Consider the following 4,801-nt stretch of genomic DNA (forward strand, 5'->3'; position numbering starts at 1 on the left):
CCCCCGGAGAACGGGGGGTGCGGGCCTCGCGCCGCCGTCTCACGCCTGCGCCCCCAGCAGCCGCTGCACCGCGGGCTCCAGGCCGGACAGGATGGTGTCGAAGCGCCGCGTGGAGGTCGTCGAGTCGACCTGGAGGCGGCTGATCCGCAGCGGGTGCGCGGGCAGCCGCGGCCCCAGCCGGTGGTCGGACAGGAAGCCCAGCCGGTAGCCGAGCCGGCGCAGCACCGCGTCCGCCCGCTCGTCGAAACCGCCGTCCGGGTAGGCGAACGCCGTCGGCGCCTCGCCCAGCCAGCCGGTCAGCACCCGGTGCGCGCCGGCGATCTCCGCGTGCACCGTCGCCTCGTCGCAGCGCCGCAGCGAGGGGTGCCCCAGGGTGTGGTTGCCGACCGCGACGTCCGCCTCCCGTAGGGTGCGCAGGTCCTCCGGGCGCAGCTGCTCCCGGCCCGGCGGGCGGCGGGCCGCGGAGACCCGCAGCTCGGCCAGGCTGCGCCGGCGGTCCGGGTCCGGCATCGCCTTCAGCAGCGCCAGCACCCGGTCCGCGGAACCGCCGCCGGGCAGCATCCGGGCCCGACCGCCGTGCCGGGCCAGGAACGCCGCCTCGTGCCACCAGAACGGCTTCTCGGTGCCGACCAGCTCCGCGATCACGAACGCCGCCGCCGGGATCCGCCGGGCCACCAGCTCCGGCAGGGCGTGCCGCAGCACCGTCCGGTCCGGGTCGTCGAAGGTCACCAGCACCGAGCGCGGCGGCAGCGGCCGCCCCTCGGCCAGCGCCCGCTCCACGTCCTGCACCGACACCGGGGTGGCCAGCTGCCGCAGCCGGTCCAGCTGGGCGCCGAACGAGGCCGGATCGGTGATCCCGTGGTAGGCCAGTACGGCGAGGCGCTGCGCCGCGCGGGCCCGGAACAGCGGCTGGGCGGGGCTGAAGCGCAGCCAGCTGCCCCGGTCCCGCTCCCGGGGCCGTTCCCGGGGCCGGCGCGGAGCGGTGACGGCGGACGGGACGGCGGGCTGGGGCGGGGCGCAGACGGCAGCGGCGGTGGCAGCGGTGGCGGTGGCGTACGACACGGTTCCCCCCTAGGTCGCCGGCAAGCGGCGTGGCGGTACCGTCGGCAGGCGGAGCCCGGCCTCCGACCCCGGGCGCAGCGGCTCCGCACCCGAGTGATCTAGCCCGCGGCGGGTACTCCCTACCCCGCACGTCGGACGGCTCCTGGATCGCTCAATGTAGTGGAGACCCGCGAGGTCCCGGGATGGTTGTACGCCGGACGGCGAGATTTCGCGGGCGCTCCGGAGGCGGTCGGCGGCCCCCGCGCAAGGGTCCGAGGTCCGTGGCCGCCCCACCCGCTCCGGGTTACCGTGGAAGGCATGGCAGACACCCGAAGTGACCACGTCGCTACCCGCTGGTCCGCGCTGTTCGGCGGCTGCGCGCTGCGCCGCCACCAGCCGCTGCTGGCCCTGGTCGGCCTGGTCTGCGTGGCGGCGGGCATCGCGGTGGCGGTGCTGGTCCCGGAGAGCGACGGCCCGGCCTGGGTGATGGCGGTGGCCGGCTGCCTGGCCGCCGGCGTGCTGATGCTGGTCCGGATCGGCATCGCCCTGCTCCGCCCGGGCGGCGGCGCCACCCCCTGAACCGGCTCCCCCGTCCGGCCCCCGCCCGGTCGTCCCCCTGTGCGGCCGTCGTCCGGCCGTCGTCCGGCCGTCGGAACCCCGCCCCTCCGCTGTGCTCCCGCCCCCGCCCGCCGTCCGTCGACCGGAAAACGTCCGCCAATGGGACAGGACCGGTCGGACCGGCTTATTTTCGGCCTACCTACGCACTTCTTTCACGTTTCAGGGGCAGTAGCCCCACAGTTCCCCCTACTGTGATTCGCATCGCCCGCACCGATCGCGGGCCGGGGGAGTCACAGGTCCGGTGCGGGGGCACCGCGAGGGGGATCCATGGCGAGCACCGCCGCCCAGGCCGGAGGCATCCGGTCGAAGGTCAAACAGCAGTTGGCCCGCGCGGCCGGCCGGGTACCGGGCGAGGGCGCCACCGTGCTCATCTACCACCGGGTCGGTGGCGGCACCGCCGACGAGCTCGACCTCGCCACGGCCGACTTCACCGCCCAGGTGGACCTGCTCGCCGAGCTGCCGCCCGGCCGGGTGGTCCCGCTGGACACCGCCGCCGACCGGCTCGAAGCGGGCCTGCGCACCCCCAGCACCGTCCTCACCTTCGACGACGGCTTCGCCGACACCCACGAGACGGCCTGGCCGCTGCTCAGGGAACGCGGCCTGCCGTTCACGATCTACCTGGCCAGCGGCATGGTCGGCGGCCCGATGCGCTGGGAGGGCTCCACCGCCAAGGGCGCGCCCGCCACCGGCCTCAGCTGGGAGCAGCTGCGCGAGATGACCGCCTCCGGGCTGTGCACCGTCGCCAACCACACCCGCAGCCACGCCCGCCCCGAACTGCTCACCACCGCCGAGCTGGACGCCTGCGGCGACGACGTCGAGGAGCACCTCGGCACCCGCCCCCGGCACTTCGCCTACACCTGGGGCCGCCCCGTCCCGCACATGGACGCCGCGCTGCGGGCCCGCTTCCGCACCTCCGCCACCGGCCAGGTCGGCCGGAACCTGCCCGGCTACGACCCGGTCCGCTTCCACCGCGTCCCGGTCCGGCGCACCGACCCGATCGACTTCTTCCGGGCCAAGCTGTACGGCCGGCTCGTCCCCGAACGCGCCTACGCCCGGATCGTCGCCACCGCCAAGGCGGTGGGCGCCGGTGCCTGAACAGCCCCCGGTGTCCGAGCAGCCCCCGACGCCCGAGCAGCCCCCGACGCCCGAGCAGCTCCCGGTGCCCGAGCGGCTCCCGGTGCCCGAGCGGCTCCCCCTCCGCCTGCGCGGCGAGGGCGGCCGGCCGCTGAAGGTCGCCCACCTCACCACTGTCGACATGTCGCTGCACCTGCTGCTCGCCACCGAACTCACCGTCGACGTCGAGCACGGCCTGCGCGCCTACGGCATCAGCGCGCCCGGCCCCTACCTGGAGCGGATCGAGCAACTAGGCGTCCGGCACCGGCCGCTGCCCTCGCTCACCCGCGCCTGGCAGCCGCGCGCCGACCTCGCCGCCGCCCGCGAACTGCTCGCCGCGCTGCGCGAGATCCGCCCGGACGTGCTGCACACCCACAACCCGAAGACCGGCGTGCTCGGCCGCGTCCTGGGCCGGCTCGCCCGCGTCCCGGTGGTCGTCAACACCTGCCACGGCCTGTGGGCACAGGCCCACGACCCGTTCGCCAAACGGCTCGCCGTGCTCGGCGCCGAGGCGCTGGCCGCCCGGTTCTCGCACGCCGAGCTCTACCAGAACGCCGAGGACCGCGCCACGCTCGCCCGGTGGGGCGTCCCGGCGAAACGTTCCCGCTTGGTCGGCAACGGCATCAACCTCGACCGCTTCCCCGCCCCCGGCCCGGCCCGGGACGCCCTGCGCGCCCGGCTGCGCACCGAACTCGGCCTCGCCGACGACGAGCTGCTGGTCGGCGGGGTCGGCCGCCGGGTCGCCGAGAAGGGCATCCGCGAGTACGCCGAGGCCGCCCGCGCCCTGGCCGGCAAGGCCCGCTTCGTGTGGATCGGCCCCGACGACCCCGACAAACCCGACGCCCTGCGCGCCGCCGAGGCCGGCGTCGAGTTCCTCGGCGCCCGCGACGACATGCCCGCCGTGTACGCCGCCCTCGACGTCTTCGTCCTCCCCTCCTACCGGGAGGGCTTCTCCCGCTCCGGCATGGAGGCCGCCGCCAGCGGCCTGCCGATGCTGCTCAGCGACATCCGCGGCTGCCGCGAGATCGGCACCCACGACCAGCACCTGCTGCTCGCCCCGGCGGCCGACGCCGCCGCCCTCACCACCGCGCTCGGCCGGCTCCTCACCGAGCCCGGCCTGCGGATACGCCTGGGCGCGGCGGCCCGCCGCCGCGCCCTCGACCAGTTCGACCAGCGCGCGGTGGCCCGGGTCTCGCTGGAGACCTACGCCGCCGTCGCCCGCCGCCGCGGGCTGCGCTGGACCACCGACTGACCGCGCCCGGGAACCCGGGCCGACCATCACCACCCGCGCGCCGAGCAGCCTGAAGCGCGCCCACAACACCACAACGCACCAACCCAGTTGGGGGAGAAATGAAGCGAGGGGGGGACCTCGCGGTCACCGCGCTGGCCGGGATCATCGCCGTCCCGCTCGGCCTGCTGATCGCCCTCCTGATCCGTGCCACCATGGGCGGACCGGTGATCTTCCGACAGACCCGCTCCGGCCGGCACGGCCAGGAGTTCCGCATCCTCAAGTTCCGCACCATGCGCGACAAGCACTACGAGGACGAGCCCGACGCCCCGCGCATCACCCGCCTCGGCGCGCTGCTGCGCAAGACCAGCCTGGACGAACTCCCGCAACTGTGGAACGTCGTCCGCGGCGACATGGGCGTCATCGGCCCGCGCCCCACCCTGCCCGAGCAGGTCGTTCACTACTCCGACCGCCAGCGCGGCCGACTCGCCCTGCGCCCCGGCCTCACCGGCTGGGCCCAGGTCCGCGGCCGCAACTCCATCACCTGGCCCGAACGCATCGAACTCGACCTCTGGTACGTCGAGAACCGCAGCCTCGCCCTCGACCTGCGGATCCTCGCCCTCACCGCGAAGATGCTGCTGCGCCCCACCGGCATCACCGCCGCCGGCGGCGTCAACCCCGGCTTCCCGGTCCCGACCCACGCCGAGGCACCCGCCCCGGCCGCCACCCGGATCGTGCTGCCCCGACAGGCCACCGCGGCCGCGCCCCGGCTGGCCCGGGAGGAACTGCGCGGCTGAGACC

Annotated in this window: 5 protein-coding genes; 4 read left to right on the forward strand and 1 reads right to left on the reverse strand. The window is 75.8% G+C overall.

Annotation, left to right across the window (positions count from 1 at the left end):
• Nucleotides 1-39: 39 nt before the first annotated feature.
• Nucleotides 40-1,062: a polysaccharide deacetylase family protein gene (locus tag ACFUEL_RS35345; protein ID WP_380241620.1), complete on the reverse strand. Its 1,023-nt coding sequence runs from the start codon at nucleotides 1,060-1,062 to the stop codon at nucleotides 40-42.
• 297 nt (nucleotides 1,063-1,359) lie between these two features.
• Here ACFUEL_RS35345 and ACFUEL_RS35350 point away from each other — a divergent pair, with 297 nt between their 5' ends.
• The 4 genes from ACFUEL_RS35350 to ACFUEL_RS35365 all read left to right on the forward strand — a co-directional run bounded on the left by ACFUEL_RS35350 (nucleotide 1,360) and on the right by ACFUEL_RS35365 (nucleotide 4,797).
• Nucleotides 1,360-1,620, forward strand: coding sequence for a hypothetical protein (locus ACFUEL_RS35350; RefSeq protein WP_380241621.1), 261 nt, complete (start codon nucleotides 1,360-1,362; stop codon nucleotides 1,618-1,620).
• Between the two features lie 306 nt (nucleotides 1,621-1,926).
• Nucleotides 1,927-2,754, forward strand: coding sequence for a polysaccharide deacetylase family protein (locus ACFUEL_RS35355; RefSeq protein ID WP_380241623.1), 828 nt, complete (start codon nucleotides 1,927-1,929; stop codon nucleotides 2,752-2,754).
• Nucleotides 2,747-4,024: a glycosyltransferase gene (locus ACFUEL_RS35360; protein ID WP_380241625.1), complete on the forward strand. Its 1,278-nt coding sequence runs from the start codon at nucleotides 2,747-2,749 to the stop codon at nucleotides 4,022-4,024. Before ACFUEL_RS35355 ends, ACFUEL_RS35360 begins: the two co-directional genes overlap by 8 nt.
• A gap of 98 nt (nucleotides 4,025-4,122) precedes the next feature.
• Nucleotides 4,123-4,797 (forward strand): sugar transferase, encoded by a 675-nt coding sequence (locus ACFUEL_RS35365; RefSeq protein ID WP_380241627.1) that lies wholly within the window; start codon nucleotides 4,123-4,125, stop codon nucleotides 4,795-4,797.
• Nucleotides 4,798-4,801: the final 4 nt, after the last annotated feature.

The sequence above is a fragment of the Kitasatospora sp. NPDC057198 genome (assembly GCF_042670125.1).
In the GTDB taxonomy this organism is placed as follows: domain Bacteria; phylum Actinomycetota; class Actinomycetes; order Streptomycetales; family Streptomycetaceae; genus Kitasatospora.

Coding starts and splice junctions, on each gene's coding strand:
- ACFUEL_RS35350 (WP_380241621.1), top strand. CDS start 1,360: ATGGCAGACACCCGAAGTGACCACGTCGCTACCCGCTGGTCCGCGCTG.
- ACFUEL_RS35355 (WP_380241623.1), top strand. CDS start 1,927: ATGGCGAGCACCGCCGCCCAGGCCGGAGGCATCCGGTCGAAGGTCAAA.
- ACFUEL_RS35365 (WP_380241627.1), top strand. CDS start 4,123: ATGAAGCGAGGGGGGGACCTCGCGGTCACCGCGCTGGCCGGGATCATC.